At 48.2% G+C, this 14830-nt stretch carries 11 protein-coding genes; 5 read left to right on the forward strand and 6 right to left on the reverse strand.

Annotation, left to right across the window (positions count from 1 at the left end; genetic code table 11):
- Nucleotides 1–96: 96 nt before the first annotated feature.
- Nucleotides 97–642: an RNA polymerase sigma factor gene (locus VK958_RS07885; protein WP_325240469.1), complete on the reverse strand. Its 546-nt coding sequence runs from the start codon at nt 640–642 to the stop codon at nt 97–99.
- 250 nt (nt 643–892) lie between these two features.
- On the opposite strand from VK958_RS07885, the gene VK958_RS07890 reads away from it, so the two are divergent.
- On the forward strand, nt 893–1771 hold the full coding sequence (locus VK958_RS07890) for a hypothetical protein (RefSeq protein WP_325240471.1): 879 nt from the start codon (nt 893–895) through the stop codon (nt 1769–1771).
- A gap of 96 nt (nt 1772–1867) precedes the next feature.
- On the opposite strand, the gene VK958_RS07895 is transcribed toward VK958_RS07890, so the two are convergent.
- Together VK958_RS07895 and VK958_RS07900 are read right to left on the reverse strand one after the other, a co-directional pair.
- Complete coding sequence (locus VK958_RS07895) at nt 1868–2509, reverse strand: nuclease-related domain-containing protein (RefSeq protein WP_325240473.1); 642 nt, start codon at nt 2507–2509, stop codon at nt 1868–1870.
- 38 nt (nt 2510–2547) lie between these two features.
- On the reverse strand, nt 2548–3192 hold the full coding sequence (locus VK958_RS07900) for a hypothetical protein (protein ID WP_325240475.1): 645 nt from the start codon (nt 3190–3192) through the stop codon (nt 2548–2550).
- Between the two features lie 326 nt (nt 3193–3518).
- On the opposite strand from VK958_RS07900, the gene VK958_RS07905 reads away from it, so the two are divergent.
- From VK958_RS07905 to VK958_RS07915, 3 genes are all read left to right on the forward strand, one after another.
- On the forward strand, nt 3519–5861 hold the full coding sequence (locus tag VK958_RS07905; protein WP_325240477.1) for an ATP-binding protein: 2343 nt from the start codon (nt 3519–3521) through the stop codon (nt 5859–5861).
- Nucleotides 5862–5949: 88 nt separating this feature from the next.
- On the forward strand, nt 5950–6294 hold the full coding sequence (locus tag VK958_RS07910) for a hypothetical protein (RefSeq protein WP_325240479.1): 345 nt from the start codon (nt 5950–5952) through the stop codon (nt 6292–6294).
- A gap of 92 nt (nt 6295–6386) precedes the next feature.
- The gene (locus VK958_RS07915; RefSeq protein WP_325240481.1) at nt 6387–8609 is read left to right on the forward strand and encodes a RelA/SpoT family protein; all 2223 of its coding nucleotides are present in this window, start codon (nt 6387–6389) and stop codon (nt 8607–8609) included.
- Nucleotides 8610–8845: 236 nt separating this feature from the next.
- Here the strand turns inward: VK958_RS07915 and VK958_RS07920 are convergent, their stop codons facing one another.
- From VK958_RS07920 to VK958_RS07930, 3 genes are all read right to left on the reverse strand, one after another.
- Nucleotides 8846–9622, reverse strand: a complete 777-nt coding sequence (locus VK958_RS07920) for a hypothetical protein (RefSeq protein ID WP_325240483.1) — start codon at nt 9620–9622, stop codon at nt 8846–8848.
- A gap of 20 nt (nt 9623–9642) precedes the next feature.
- A complete protein-coding gene (locus VK958_RS07925) occupies nt 9643–10335 on the reverse strand; it encodes a TSCPD domain-containing protein (RefSeq protein ID WP_325240485.1) in 693 nt (230 codons plus the stop codon).
- Between the two features lie 192 nt (nt 10336–10527).
- Entirely contained in the window at nt 10528–12696 is a 2169-nt protein-coding gene (locus VK958_RS07930; protein WP_325240487.1) for an adenosylcobalamin-dependent ribonucleoside-diphosphate reductase, read from the reverse strand.
- A gap of 371 nt (nt 12697–13067) precedes the next feature.
- Here VK958_RS07930 and waaA point away from each other — a divergent pair, with 371 nt between their 5' ends.
- Nucleotides 13068–14333, forward strand: a complete 1266-nt coding sequence (waaA, locus tag VK958_RS07935) for a lipid IV(A) 3-deoxy-D-manno-octulosonic acid transferase (RefSeq protein ID WP_325240489.1) — start codon at nt 13068–13070, stop codon at nt 14331–14333.
- Nucleotides 14334–14830: the final 497 nt, after the last annotated feature.

Consider the following 14830-nt stretch of genomic DNA (forward strand, 5'->3'; position numbering starts at 1 on the left):
GTAGGCAGAATATCAGCTGCGATTGCTGAAGTTATTTCCTCATCCAAAACAGACTGGATCTTTGGTTTATTTGTATTGTTCATAAGTAATATCTTTTCAGAATAACGCACTTCTGAGTTTAGATTGGGCACGTTTGATAAGGGATTTCACTGACCCTAACGGCATGTGCATTTGACTAGCTATTTCCTCGTGTGTGTAACCTTTAAAAAATGCCAGCGCAATCAATTGCCTGTCTCTCGGCTTTAAATCAGTCATCGCCCTATGTATGCCAGAATCACGCTCTAAAGCCAACAAAATATCCAATGGATTATTATTAGTTTCGGTTTCTGGTTTTAGCACCTCAGGTTCAGCGTGAGACTCCGCAATATCCAGGCGCCTTAACGCATCAATCGCCCGTGAACGGCAAATCGTTGTCACCCAGGCCAGAATGCAACCCCGGTTACTGTCAAATTTAGCCGCTTCCAGCCACACCTGCATATAAGTGTCTTCAGTGACCTCTTCCGCCAAATCGTGACGTTTTGTGATTTTTAAAGCAAGCCCATACACCTTTTTTAAAGTGCAATCATAAAACGCCGCCAAAGACTCTTCATCCCGGTCGATCATGCCTTGAACAAGATCGGTCAATTGGTCTAGTTGCGGCATGGGTTTGCTTTACTTTGGATATGCAACTGAGTGTGATATCTGACTTTAAAAGCTTTCACTATATATACGCCAATAAATGATTTTGGATGCAAATAAATTGCTATTACTAATACTTATTATAAGTGACGAGATAATGAATATCGCGATAAATAAAATCTGATTATGAAGTTTTTACAAACATGACGCCAAAACGCAAGATAGATTAATGCTGCCGTTGCATAATTAAGCACGAGCATTAAAAGAGCATGACATGACAGCGATTTACGACTTCAACCTGCCACCAACCTATACCACCGTGCGGCTGCAAAACCTCAGTGTGGCCGAACAAACCACGCTACTGCCACAAGTGTTTGCGCTTGCCAGGGAGCAGTATCCCGAATGGCCTGCCGAGCATTTGCAAAACTGGCTTGCGGCGTTGGCGGGGGGCAATAAAAACGGCACCAAAATGGCAGTCTCAGTAGTGCTGGATGAACATGGCGATGTCGCCGCCACCAGCGCAATGGAGCTGTATCACAACGGCACCGCTATGATCAACTACAGCCTTGCCCGGAAAAGTGCCGACAACAACTCTTTCCCTAGCTATGCCGCGCTCATTTACGCTGCCACTAAAGACATGGCGGCGGGCATCAAAGAGCTACAGGCGCGCGGTGAAATCATCCATTTTGTTGGCAAAGAACACCATTTAAAAAGCCTGCGGGCGATTGCAGGCTACTATGCAGTTGGTAACGTGCCAATTGATGGCCCGACCTCGCTGCTAACGGCTGAGGTGAAATATTATGAAGTGGCGTATGGTGACCCGAAAGAGGTTGAGAACCAAGCCAAGATTGACCATGCTTTTAAACTTGCAGACCCTAAAAACGGCTATACGGAAGAGGAAGATGTTCACCTATGGCTTTTGGGTAACTTCACTCCTAGTGACCCGAATAAGCCACTTGCTGAATCGCTTAGGGCGTTGGCAGAAACCTACGCCATGGAGCACAGCATATTTCGCGAAAAGGATTACCGTTCAGACCCCGGTTATATCTCACTACACCAGCTTGCAGACAATCTACCAGAGACAGCTACATATCAGAAGGCGATATTTGCTTCATTGAGAGATGCAGCAAAAAGCTTGAAATGGCTTAGTTAAACAAGCTTTACCATCGATTTTTAATTTTTTCGTCCGAATAAAAATTATAAAGATTTTCTAAATCTTCAATGCTTACAGACACGGAATAACTCTTTCTTATGATTTCTTTTCGTTGAATCTAGCTCTTAGATTTTTTACATGAGCTCTATTAGTTTTGAAGGTAGGCTTTAAGCGTTTGAACTTAATAATATTGAGCAATCTCGACACTTCAGCATCATCAAGAATTGGCTTATTAAAAGACAAAATATAATTTGTATAGCCTCTCGCATAAGTCACATTGTTTGGCATTTCTGTTTTGAATGTGCTATCGCCCATGAACACAATCACAGGCTTCAATATTCCGGAAGGCACTTCCAAAATACTTTCAAGAGCTTTCAGATGCTTATAGTTTTGTCTTAAAGGGTTTTGAAATTTGTAAGTTTTTTTATAAAGTTTTTGAGTCCATGTGGACTGCCGTTCGTTACCAAAAATCCAACCTTTATAATTTTTTGTTTCGACAACGAATACTCCAAATTTTGACACGAAAATATGATCAATTTGGGTAGTGCCATCTTCTGTTTCTAAAGTTACATTATGGACTCCATGATAGATGGACATATCTAGATATAATCTAGCATTAAGCTTCACTAAGCTTTCGCCGATATGGCCTTTAAAACGTGCAGATTTTAAGAATAAAATGACTATTAAAAACAACAACAAGTACACGTAAGTCAATAAATTTAAATGAGTTTCCTGCATAGACTTATTTATTTAAACACAATGAAAACGACTTCAATCTAATTCGATTGAAGCACAACCTTTGCCCAAACAAAAAACCCACCCGCTTTCGCTGAAGAATAATCCAGCTCTACCACTTTCAGCTTATCACCTATCTTGGAAACTGTAGTCACCGGCGCTTTGGAATGCCATTGATCATTGGTGACTGCGCGGATGTAAACGTCATCTTTCACCGTCACCACATCATCGGGTTTGATTGGCCATGCTGCTGTGGTGGTGGGTGAGCCGCCATCTTGCCATTGGGTTTTGTTTTTATCCACGCGGCCCAGGTAAACCCATCCTGCGGATGGCAATATTTGTGGTGCGACGCGCTCTGCTTTGAGGATGGCTTCTTTAAAGTTCTGATCGACGGGTTTATTGGATGCTTCAACTGGCGCTTCATCTGAGTTGGTGCTGGTGGAAGCAACTATTTGAGCGGTGACTTTTTCTTGCGCTTTGGCGATGATCTCTTTTTCTTCAGCCACTTCAACCGTGAAGCCCCAGCCGCCGAATTTGCTCAGGCCGCTTTCTTTAAGAAATGATTTGATATAGCTGGGCTGGAAAAAGCATATCGCGATCAATAGCGTGATCAGGATGTCCCTGGCTAGTGATGAAAATTCTTTTAAATAGAATAAAACATCAACCTTTTTTGGTTCTTCACTCATTGCTTCTCCCTTTTTTTATATTCGGGTAAAACGTTTTTAACACCGGGCAAAAGAAATGCGGGTTAACGCATAACCTGTATTAAACCACTAATACAAATCAAACACTTACAAACTTGTAAACATATGAATATAAAACGGATTTACGCATAAGCTGCAACTATCCTTGTGGATAAGAAACTAACTTCGATAACGCATTCAGGGTTGAGTGGAGCAGTGAAGTCTATTCGCCGAATCACAAAATTGGCAACGACTGTAAGTAACGCTATAAAATTACCTTAAAAGTAGTTAAACATTGATTGCGGTCATAAGGGGATGCATCCATGCGGATGGCTGAAGTAATCGATTCACATGTGGACGACATTCTTAAAGAGTGGGATGCATTCGTCGCGTCGCAATTTTCGTCTGCCGAAAACATAACCGCCCTTGCGGGCCGTGACCATCGCTCAGAAATCCTGCGAACGATCGCAGAAGACTTGCGTCAGCCACAAACCAGTACCGCCAGTTTCACAAAGTCGCCAGTATTGGCATCGGCCATCAAAAATGTGCCGGAAACCGGCGCTGAAATGCATGGCAGAATCCGGGCAGAGGACGGCTTTTCCATCACCGAGATTGTGAGTGAATATCGCGCTCTGCGTGCCACAGTGATGCGGCTCTGGACAATCAGCAATACCTCGCCATTCGATTCAACGGCCATAGAGGATGTGACGCGCTTCAACCAGGCGCTCGATCAGGCGATTGCCGAATCTGTGGACTACTTCAACCAGGTGTTTTCCAGCGAGCGCATTGCACGAGACAACCTGGATAAAGAACTGAAACTCAATCGCGGGCGCCTCGAATACGCAAGCCGCCTCTCGCATGTGGGTTTCTGGTATTGCGACCTACCGTTTGACGTGCTCGAATGGGACGCGCAAGTAAAAAATCATTTTTTTGTGGCGCCTGACGCGGCGGTCACGATCGAAGACTTCTACGACAGGATTCACCCGGAGGATAGGGAACGCACTAGGCTGGCGATTGCGGAGTCGATCAGCAGCCGGGATGCCTACGACATCATTTATCGCACTTTGCACCCGATGACGGGTGAGGTAAAGTGGATCCGCGCGCTCGGGGGCACCGATTACGACGCCGATGGTAACCCTATCCATTTTGACGGCATCACCGTGGACGTGACGGCGCAAAAACTGGTTGAGATGCGCGTAGCAGAAAGCGAAGCCAGGCACCGTGGCGTGATCTCGAATATGGATGAAGCGTTTGCCCTGTTTGACCCGGACTTCAACATTATTGAAGTCAATGATGCCACTTGCAGGTTTGTAGACATGCCTCGCTCGCAATTGCTCGGCGCGAACCACTGGGAGCAGTTTCCACAAACATATGAATCTGAAATTGGCCACATGTACAGGCAAGTCCAGGCGGATGGGCAGCCTAAGTTCATGGAACATCATTATGTATTCCCGGACGGCCGGGCATTCTGGTTTGAGGTGCGGGCTTTTAAGGTTGGGGATGGCGTTGCGGTAGTTTTCCGCGACATCACAGATAGAATCGAAATGATTGAAGCGCTGAAAGAGTCCGACAAACGGAAGGACGAGTTTTTGGCGATGTTAGCCCACGAACTTCGTAATCCCCTGGCTCCGATCGTCACGGCAGGCGAGATTCTCTGGCGCGTTTCTCACACTAATGACTCGGTTGCCCGACCCGCTTCCATCATCCGCCGACAAGCCAAGCACATGACGCGGCTGATTGATGACCTGCTGGATGTCTCCCGCGTCACGCAAGGCCATATTCATCTGCAAAAAGAGGTGATTTATATCGCAGACGTGCTCGCCCAGGCGGTTGAAATGTGCGAGCCGCAATTGCAGATGAAGCAACAAACCCTGACGACTTTCATCGACCCGATTGCTTCGCTGTTGGTAGAAGGTGATAAGGCACGACTGGTGCAATGCGTGGCGAATATTCTCACCAACGCCATCAAATATTCCGAAACGCGTAAAGAAATCAAGATCAACGTCCGCAGTGAAGAAGCTGAAGCGATCATTGAAGTGGTAGATACAGGCAGCGGCATCGCCCCTGAAATGCTGCCGCAGATCTTCCAGCTTTTCGTGCAAAGCCAGGTGACCCTCGATCGCTCACAGGGCGGGTTGGGAGTAGGCCTGGCGATTGTACAGCGCCTGATCGCAATGCATGGCGGCCGTGTCAGCGCGTTTAGTCAGGGTGAAGGACTAGGCTCAACTTTTGAGATTCGACTGCCGCGTGTCGACTCTGCGACAACCACTGATCAGCAGGCCAAATTAACCGAATCAGCACCTATGCGTATTTTGATTGTTGACGACAACATCGATGCAGCCGATACGCTACTGATGATCACAGGCATATTGGGGCATGAATCCATGGCTGTGCATACTGCGCAAAAAGCATTGTCCAGTATTGAGTCTTTCAAGCCAGATATCATGTTGATTGATATCGGCCTGCCCGATATGGATGGTTACCAACTGGCACAACAAATTGCCAAGTTACCGTCAGGCAAAAACGTACGGAAGATTGCCCTCACCGGGTATGGGCAACCTGACGACAAGCTACGTGCGTTTGATGCCGGGTTTGACGAACATCTGGTTAAGCCGGTGGAGGTGGAAAAATTAGAGTGGGCGATAAACGGCAGTGAAAGTGTTGTGGATTAATCAGATATGAATGTGTCTCGAATCTAGCAGCACGTTCATGAAGTGAACTGCTTTTTTACAAAAACGAATAAAGGCGATCAATAAACCTATGCTTGTAAAAATCACCATGCCCATCATCTTGATGATGTCCAGCGTTGCCTTTGCTGCGAACGATTTAAGCTTTATTCAGAGTGGGCAGCCATACAAAGAGGTGAGAAAAACGCTCATTACGCAAGGTTGGGCACCCATTAAAAACCCAAAGATTGATCAATCGAGTCTATATGCGCAAGAAGTCTACGCCATGGGCATGACAGAAGTCGCCGATTGCATCTCGATGGAAATTGACGGCTGCACATTCCTGTATCAAAAAGGCACACAGAGACTAGAAATCAAAACCATCACCAGGCAATTGAGTGTCGAGTCTTTCCGTACTTACAGGAAAAATGCGCGATGAATGATGGCTTTTGCTTGTATCGAGATGCGATTTTGCAAAATCCGGCCCCGTAGATTCTGGCTTGTTGAACAGGACTGATGCCATAATATCCCATGGTTTCTGTGCATCATCCAATCTCTGCTTTACTCGCCTCAAATGAAGGCGATTTTTCTACATGGCTGGAAGCGGCAGCGAAACGATTCTTGCCTTCCGAAGTGGAGTTGATCAGTTGCGCCTATGCGTTGGCAGTTCCTCTCTATTCCGGGCGCTCAGCACTCACTGGCACGCCACTGTTATTACATGCACTAGGTGCGGCGACTATCCTCATTGACATGAACATGGATGTCGAAACTATTGCTGCCACTATATTGCATGCAGTGCCTGAATATCTAGCCGATTGGCGGGCAACGCTGGAAACGCGTTTGGGCACCAATATTGCGGACCTGGTGGAAGGCATTTCACGCATGGAGCAAATCCAGGCACTCAGCGAGACAGAGAGCTTGCATGGCACGGACCGGAAAAACGAATACCACGCGCAACAAATAGAAAGTCTGCGCAAAATGCTGCTGGCCATGGTGCAGGACATCCGTGTGGTGTTGATCAAACTGGCAGAACGTACGCAAACCCTGCGCCATTTGTCTGGGGCTAGCCCGAGTCTGCAGAAACAGATTGCACAGGAAAGCCAGAGCCTCTTTGCGCCACTCGCCAACCGCCTTGGCGTGTGGCAACTCAAGTGGGAGCTGGAAGACCTCTCTCTGCGCTATCTGGAACCTCAGATCTACAAGGAAATCGCACATAAGCTGGATGAGCGCCGCGTCGACAGGGAACAATATATTATTGACGTCGTGGCAGAGCTTCAAAAAGAGTTGCTTGAAGCGGGCATCAAAGGGGAGGTCGCTGGCCGTCCCAAGCACATTTACAGCATCATCAAGAAGATGAAAAGCAAGCATCTGGATTTTACCCAGCTTTATGATGTCCGTGCTGTGCGCGTGCTGGTTAACGATATCAAAGACTGCTATGCAGTGCTCGGGCTCATCCACAACCTATGGCAGCCCATCCCCGGTGAATTTGACGACTATATCGCGCGCCCCAAGAGCAACAATTATCGTTCGCTACATACCGCGGTCAGTGGCCCGCGTGGCCTGGCACTTGAGGTGCAGATCCGCACTTTTGAAATGCATCAGCACTCTGAATTGGGCGTCGCGGCACATTGGCGCTACAAAGAGGGAGGAAAATCCGACGCCAAATTTGACGAAAAGATCGCTTGGCTACGCCAGATCCTGGCCTGGAAGGATGACGTCTCTGAGAGTGGCGACCTGATTGAGCAATTCAAAAGTGAGCTGTTTCAGGATCGCGTCTATGTGCTGACGCCACTTGGTAAAGTCATCGACTTGCCAAAAGGGTCTACCCCGATCGATTTTGCTTATACGCTGCACACCGATCTGGGGCACCGTACGCGTGGCGCCAAGATTAATGGCAGCATCGTGCCGCTCAACACCAAATTACAAAATGGCCAGCGCGTAGAAATCCTGACTTCAAAACTTGGTTCGCCAAGCCGGGACTGGTTGAATGCTTCGCTTGGTTATCTGCAAAGCACTAGCGCCCGCGCCAAGGTCAGGCAATGGTTTAAATACCAGCATTTTGATGAAAATGTGGCCCAGGGTCGGGTAAAACTGGATCGTGAGCTACATCGGGCCGGCATCGGTACCATCAATCATGAAAAGATCGCGCAGAAACTGCACTTCCAGAAACTGGAAGATTTTCTGGCTGCCATTGGGCGTGGGGATGTGAGTGAACATCAAATCTCGCTTGCGATCCAGGAAGATGCTGCGCCCAAACCAGAAACAGTCACGAAAATACTTGCGCCCAGACGGAACACAGCGCTGCAATCCCAGGCGGCTATCGTGATTGAGGGGGTTGGCAACTTGCAGACGGGGTTTGCCAAATGCTGCAAACCATTACCGCCGGATACGATTGTTGGCTATTTGACGCGCGATCACGGGGTCACTATCCATCGCAGCACCTGTGGTTTCATCGGACGATTACCAGAGGAACGGCGCGACCGTGTACTTGGTGCGCAGTGGGGCAGCTACGAGAATTTCAGCGCAACTGTTGATATTGAAGTGGAGGCACATGATCGCCAAGGCTTGCTCCGGGATATTAGTGATCTATTTGCACGGGAAAAAATCAACGCCACCAAGGCTAACACCATCAGCAGGCACAATCTGGCGCTGATGCAGTTTTCGATTGAGGTGACAAACCTTGAGCAACTCAGCCACCTACTGACGCTGATTCAGCAGGTGCCGAACGTCATTTCGGCACAGAGACGTTACTAGTGGGCTTCCCACACGATGGTAGACACCGTTATAGTGAATTAAACTGAAGCCATCAGGGTCAGGTCCTGAATAGCAGCAAACCATCATCACTCATCTCAACCCATGAATATTCTACATAGCTAGCCCCTATCCCTCGCATTCTCTTCAACCAGCCGGGTCAGAGTAAAATCTCTTTGTTCTATTTTTACTCTAGCCCGTTTTAATAGTGAGACCGTTCTACCTCGCTACCGGGTTAGTTAGAAGGGGATATCTTCAAATACTGAATCTTGGGCGGTTCTGTGAAGTGTAAATAGGGTCTCATTTTTCTCAATCCAATTCCAGCCATTGTCACTCAATCGAATTGCATCATATGTCTCTTGACTATGTTCATCCCAAAGTTCAGACATATCTATGAAATCCTTTGACAACAACCGTCTTACTCCAATATTGAAACCTAAGTTTGTAACTCCAGCTCTTTCTGCATCACGTTTTGCGCTGTATACCCCAACTGAATTAGATGGTAAGAAACTACTACCCGCTATGACAGCTAAAACTAAAATTTCTGCTTGAGTTAGGCCTTCTACTGGGGCAACTGGATCAGCTTCAGACAATTTCTGCAGTGTTTCATCTTTTTTTACGAGTGCTCTTATTCTAGTAGTTAAACTTTCTTTAAGTTTTTCGAAGTCACTTGGAGAGTCTGCACTGTAAGGAATTATGCTTCTATGCTGAATGTCGAATGGGTATTTTTTACCTGTTCTCTCCTCTGAGCAAACCATAACAACAGGGCGTCCTGCCGCAAAAGCATAACCGAGTTCATACCAGACATTTGGGTTGTCGGCAGTAATATCAGCCAAACACACAGTTGCTTGCTTTATTCCATCTTCTATTGACTCAATAGGCACAGACACACTTGGATCTTTGTCTACCCTATAAGCCTCGAGGCCTGCTGCTTCAATGGCAGGCTTGTAGATATCCTCGAAACGTTTATCGAATTTGCCAGAATCAAAGGGCTGAATTACAAAACAAGTAGTCATTTAAATTCCAAATATGAAAATCAGCCGCATTTACTATCGCCGCAGTTCAAACAAGTCATACATCCATCCATCAGTATGCTGGCTTTGGTATTACACTTCTTGCAAAGCTGCGCACCTTTGGGGAAGCCTTCATCGTTTGATTCTTCACCTGACTTGGCGTGTTTTTCCAGGTACTCCGCTTTTTTCTCTTCAACCAGCTTTTGCTGGTGTTCGTCCAAGCCTGGTTTTTTCAGCATGCCGATTTCTTGCAGGTGGGTTTCTACCACTTCACCGATCTCGGCCACCAGGCTAGGTACAAATTTGCCGCCTTTTTTGAAGTAGCCGCCTGAAGGCTCAAATACGCTTTTCAGTTCTTCTACCAGGAAGGTGACATCGCCACCTTTGCGGAACACGGCTGACATGACGCGGGTCAGCGCGACGATCCACTGGAAGTGCTCCATGTTTTTGGAGTTGATGAATATCTCGAACGGGCGGCGGTGCTCTTGTGGCGTGCCTTCGTTCATGATGACGTCGTTGATGGTGATGTAGAGCGCGTGTTCGGTCACCGGCGTTTTGATTTTGTAGGTGTTGCCCACAAGCATATCCGGGCGGCTCAATGGCTCACCCATCTGGATAACGTTGGTTGCTTGCGCCTGCGCGACTTCAGCTGCTTTTTTGTCTTCATCGGTCACCAGTTTGTAGGCGGTGATTTTTTTGTCGATCTTGATTGCCATGTTGTTCTCCCTATTGGAGTAATCAGTTCTTTATAAATTCAGTCTCTTACAATTACCAAAATTTTTGATGGTTGCCGTCGCGAGCGATGCCAGTGCCAGGCGAAAAGCGGTTTTAAACCGGAGTGTACAAATAGTACATGAGGATTTAAAACTGCTTTTTAACGCCGCAATGGCGAGCGCAGCAGGCAAACACTAAAATTTTCCGTAGTAGCCTTCTTTGAAGGCATCGAATAAGTTGGCCGCTGAATGAATCTCGCCGTCATATTCAATCTCTTCATTCCCTTTGGCTTCGATCTCGGTGCCATCTTCCAGCGTGAATTTGTAGGTGGTGCTCTCTAAATCTTTCTCGGTCACCAATACGCCCTGGAACGCTTCCGGGTTAAAGCGGAACGTCGTACACCCTTTCAGACCCTTGTCATACGCGTAGAGGTAGATGTTCTTGAAATCCTCAAAGTCGTAATCGGTTGGCACGTTGATGGTTTTGGAGATGGAGCTATCAATCCATTTTTGTGCAGCCGCCTGGATATCGACGTGCGCTTTTGCCATGATGGTGGATGAATCGAGAAAGTAATCCGGCAGCTTTTCTTCATCTGAAGTGCCAAATGGCATGGCTTTCGGGTTGATCAACTCGCGGTAAGCCAGCAGCTCGTAGCTGAATACATCGACTTTCTCTTTGGATTTTTTGCCTTCACGGATCACGTTACGTGCATAGTGGTGGGCAAAGCTAGGCTCGATACCGTTGCTGGCATTGTTAGCCAGGCTCAGTGAAATGGTACCGGTAGGCGCGATGGAGCTATGGTGCGTGAAGCGTACACCCTTGGTCGCGATCTGGTTACGCAGGCCTTCGGGGAATTGCTGCATGTAGCGGCTGTATTTACCCAGCAACACTTTACCGGCCAGTTTCTGGCCAACCTTGATGCCATCAGCGGCCATTTCAGGACGCACGCGCAGCATGTCGGCAGTGATTTCAAATTTCTCGTCCATGATAGGGGCCGGGCCTTTTTCTTCCGCCAGTTGCACGCCGACTTCCCAACCTACTTGCGCCATGACGCGGGTGACTTCTTCGGTGAATTTGACTGATTCGTCATCACCGTATTTCATTTTCAGCATGGTGAGAGTTGAACCCAGGCCGAGGTAACCCATGCCGTGACGGCGTTTGCGGGCGATTTCCTGACGCTGTTGTTCCAGTGGCAAACCGTTGATTTCAACCACGTTATCCAGCATGCGGGTGAACACGCCCACCACTTCATGGTATTCGTCCCAGTCAAAATACGCTTCGTCGGTGAATGGCTTGCGCACAAACTTGGTCAGGTTCACAGAACCCAGCAAGCAGGCGCCGTAAGGTGGCAGTGGTTGCTCACCACACGGATTGGTGGCGCGGATGTTTTCGCAGAACCAGTTGTTGTTCATTTCGTTGACACGGTCGATCAGGATAAAGCCTGGCTCGGCAAAGTCGTAGGTGGAAGACATGATCACATCCCACAGACGGCGCGCCTTGATGGTTTTGTAGATGCGGCAAGCCACTTTGCCAGCGTCAGGGCCATCGGTTTTGGTCAGGTACTTGTGTTTGACCGGCCAATCGCGCCACACCACATGGGATTCGTCGTTGACGTTGAGGCCATCGATAATGGCTTCTTTCTCGGTGACCGGGAAAGCCAGGCGCCATTCGTCATCGGCTTTCACGGCTTCCATGAATTCTTTGGTGATCAGGCAGCTCAGGTTGAACTGGCGCAAGCGGCCATTTTCACGTTTGGCCTTGATAAAGTCAGTCACGTCGGGATGCGAAATATCAAAGGTGGCCATTTGCGCACCACGACGGCCACCGGCAGAAGAGACGGTGAAACACATTTTGTCGTAGATATCCATAAACGACAGCGGTCCGGAAGTGTAGGCACCGGCACCGGCGACAAACGCGCCTTTTGGACGCAGCGTGGAGAATTCGTACCCGATACCGCAACCGGCTTTCAGGGTCAGGCCAGCTTCGTGCACTTTACCGAGGATGTCATCCATGCTGTCTTCCACCACGCCAGACACTGTGCAGTTAATGGTAGAAGTCGCAGGTTTATGCTCTAAAGCTCCAGCGTTGGAAGTAATGCGGCCGGCCGGAATCGCCCCGCGGCGTAACGCCCACAGGAATTTCTCATGCCACTCGGCTTTTTTCTCTTCGGTAGTTTCTACATCGGCCAGCGCACGGGCTACACGGCTATAAGAATCATCCATGTCCTGGTCAACATGTTCACCAGTCTTGGTTTTCAGGCGATATTTCTTATCCCAGATATCGAGCGATACCGGCTGCACCGGAATCTCAATCGCACCCTCTTCTGAATGCACTTTCTTATTTGTTTCCACTGCTTTTAGCATTGTCTTCTCCCACACCCTGGTGATTCTTATTGGTTTGATACATCAGTCTGTAAGCACCAAGGCTTGAGCGACTGACATCGCTTTTGGAACCTGGCGGGTGCGAAATTGCATACCCGTCAATGTACGCGCTACTGCTAGAAACGCGTACCCGGTCAAACACAATATCTTGTGTTAGATGCGGTAATTTATGCCTATATTTTGTTGACGTCAACCCATTTTTTTCGCATATTTTTGGTGCATATCGCTTGTGTTTCAGCAATCACTTTAGATACAAGGTCTGCGGCATAGGTGAGTCATCACTCTCCTCTTCCGCATGCATTTCATTGGTGCGTGCAATCAAGATATCAACACAAATATGCGAGAATAACGCCATGCCAAAATTCGTATATACCTTACTTATGTATCTGGTGGCGCTGCTGCTGCCACTCAAGCTGCTCTGGCGCGGCCTCAAACAACCAGAATACCGCCAGCATGTCGGCGAACGTTACGGCTTTTATAGTCAAACAGCCAAAGCCCCTTTGATCTGGGTACATTGCGTATCAGTCGGTGAAACCCGAGCCACACAACCATTGATACAAGCGCTACTCAAAGAATATCCGCAACACCAGTTACTCATGACCCACGGCACACCGACCGGCCGTGAAACCGGCTTACAGTTATGGCAGCAGGAAATTGCGAGTGGCCGCGTGCTGCAAGCCTATTTGCCAGTCGATACTCCAGGCGCGGCTAAACGTTTTTTAAACCATTTCAACCCGGTATTAGGCTTGTTGATGGAAACCGAGCTATGGTTCCACCTGATTGATCAAGCCAAACGCAGGCAAATCCCCGTCGCCATATTAAGTGCGCGCCTCTCTGAAAAATCCGCACGTGGCTATGCAAAACTTGGCGACCTCACTCGCAACGGCCTGCAACAACTGGCATTAGTCGTTGCCCAGACTGAAGCTGATGCGCAAAGACTGCAAGCCTTGGGCGCAAGCAATGTGATCGTGTGCGGCAACCTAAAATTTGACGTCACGCCGCCAGCAGACAGCGCCGAGAAAGGCGCAGCTTTGCGTCAATTATTAGGTAAAGATCGCACCGTATGCATGGCAGCCAGTACACGCGAAGGTGAAGAGGCACTAATTCTGGATGCTGTACAAAATAGCGACATTTTGCTTTTATTAGTCCCGCGCCATCCGCAACGTTTTGCAGAAGTTGAATCACTGCTAAAAGCGCGTGCCCTGAACTATGTATTGCGAACCGAATTGGCCCAGCCATTGAATGAGGATGTGCAAGTGGTGCTTGGTAACAGCATGGGCGAAATGTATGCCTATTACGCGGCGAGTGATTTTGCGGTGATGGGCGGCAGTTTGCAGCCATTGGGGGGGCAGAACCTGATTGAAGCGGCGACGATGGGCGTGCCGACGATATTAGGGCCAAATATGTTTAATTTTGCGCAGGTGACAAGAGAGGCTGTTGCAGCGAAGGCTGCAGTGCAAATGGCAGATATCTCTGAGCTGGCAACGCAGATTGATACGTTGACGCGAAATGCTGAAAAACGAAAAGCCATGTCGGAAGCGGCGAAAGAGTTTGCGCTGAAGCATCGAGGAACGACGCAAAGATTAATGGCAGCGATTGAAGGGTTATTGAGAAAGTAATGCTTTAAGACTAAAAACTATTGATTAAATTTAGTAACTTAGTGATATTCAGCTAGATTCCTTTTCGCCTCTAGGCGACCCTCTTTCTTATGCTTGTCCATAAGAAAGAAGGCAAAGAACAAGACACCCTAGCTTCCGCTTATTTCCTGCGTTGCTCGTCAACGTGGGCGTCCAACGAAACTCGCCCTGACAAGCCACACAGTACATGGCTTGTTGCGGAACTCGAACAGACGCTGGCCGACAACTCCCACGCTGCCTGCGCTACTCGGCGCGTCAGATAGGGGCCCGGAAAAACCACACGCTTTCAGTTACATGAGACTAACCACATTCATCGCCGCTCAACCATTCAAATAAAAAAACAAAACAAAGGAATGGGTTTGTTGGATTTAGTTTTGAGAGTTAAAGATGCTACTCAGCGCGCTCTGCCCATCGCGTTCTACCATTGTCTCAACGTGGTGGGGTTAAATGGGCCCCTATCTGACGCGCCGAGTAGCGCA

This window comes from Methylophilus sp., from assembly GCF_035460085.1.
Classification (GTDB): domain Bacteria; phylum Pseudomonadota; class Gammaproteobacteria; order Burkholderiales; family Methylophilaceae; genus Methylophilus.

Excerpts from the sequence above, each read along its gene's own strand:
- VK958_RS07895 (WP_325240473.1), bottom strand. The coding sequence starts at position 2,509 with ATGCAGGAAACTCATTTAAATTTATTGACTTACGTGTACTTGTTGTTG.
- VK958_RS07885 (WP_325240469.1), bottom strand. The coding sequence starts at position 642 with ATGCCGCAACTAGACCAATTGACCGATCTTGTTCAAGGCATGATCGAC.
- VK958_RS07890 (WP_325240471.1), top strand. The coding sequence starts at position 893 with ATGACAGCGATTTACGACTTCAACCTGCCACCAACCTATACCACCGTG.
- VK958_RS07930 (WP_325240487.1), bottom strand. The coding sequence starts at position 12,696 with ATGCTAAAAGCAGTGGAAACAAATAAGAAAGTGCATTCAGAAGAGGGT.
- VK958_RS07915 (WP_325240481.1), top strand. The coding sequence starts at position 6,387 with ATGGTTTCTGTGCATCATCCAATCTCTGCTTTACTCGCCTCAAATGAA.
- VK958_RS07900 (WP_325240475.1), bottom strand. The coding sequence starts at position 3,192 with ATGAGTGAAGAACCAAAAAAGGTTGATGTTTTATTCTATTTAAAAGAA.
- VK958_RS07910 (WP_325240479.1), top strand. The coding sequence starts at position 5,950 with ATGCTTGTAAAAATCACCATGCCCATCATCTTGATGATGTCCAGCGTT.
- waaA (WP_325240489.1), top strand. The coding sequence starts at position 13,068 with ATGCCAAAATTCGTATATACCTTACTTATGTATCTGGTGGCGCTGCTG.
- VK958_RS07925 (WP_325240485.1), bottom strand. The coding sequence starts at position 10,335 with ATGGCAATCAAGATCGACAAAAAAATCACCGCCTACAAACTGGTGACC.
- VK958_RS07920 (WP_325240483.1), bottom strand. The coding sequence starts at position 9,622 with ATGACTACTTGTTTTGTAATTCAGCCCTTTGATTCTGGCAAATTCGAT.
- VK958_RS07905 (WP_325240477.1), top strand. The coding sequence starts at position 3,519 with ATGGCTGAAGTAATCGATTCACATGTGGACGACATTCTTAAAGAGTGG.